The sequence below is a fragment of the Streptomyces sp. DH12 genome, from assembly GCF_020873895.1.
Taxonomy (GTDB): Bacteria; Actinomycetota; Actinomycetes; order Streptomycetales; family Streptomycetaceae; genus Streptomyces.
The window spans coordinates 1-398 of sequence record NZ_JAHWGT010001578.1 but is presented as its reverse complement, the minus strand read 5'-3'; the positions used below and the strand labels follow the sequence as shown (position 1 = coordinate 398).

The following is a 398-nucleotide window of genomic DNA, read 5'->3' as shown; positions in this document are numbered from 1 at the left end:
GGTGCAGCCGGGCCGCCGCGTAGCCGCCGGGTCCCGAGTTCTCTGCTTGGCCGTGCATGTCCGTCCTCGTCACCCGGCGACTCCTGTTCGGTCGGTCTGCTGTCAGAGCGCGTCCGGGCCGCGCTCGCCGGTCCGGACCCGGACGGCCGTCTCGACGGGGAGGGTCGACACCTTGCCGTCGCCGATCTTGCCGGTGCGGGCGGCCTTGACCACGACGTCGACGATCTGTTCGGCGTCGTCGTCCTCGACCAGGACCTCGATGCGGACCTTGGGCACCAGGTCGACCGTGTACTCGGCGCCGCGGTAGACCTCGGTGTGGCCGCGTTGGCGGCCGTAGCCGCTGGCCTCGGTAACGGTCAGACCGTGGACTCCGAAGGCCTGGAGGGCCTCCTTGATCT

Annotated in this window: 1 protein-coding gene; it reads right to left on the bottom strand. The window is 70.9% G+C overall.

Annotated elements, in window-relative coordinates; all coding sequences use genetic code 11:
* Window positions 1-102 precede the first annotated feature (102 nt).
* Window positions 103-396 (bottom strand): P-II family nitrogen regulator, encoded by a 294-nt coding sequence (locus LPA54_RS41170; protein WP_228985504.1) that lies wholly within the window; start codon window positions 394-396, stop codon window positions 103-105.
* Between the last annotated feature and the right edge of the window lie 2 nt (window positions 397-398).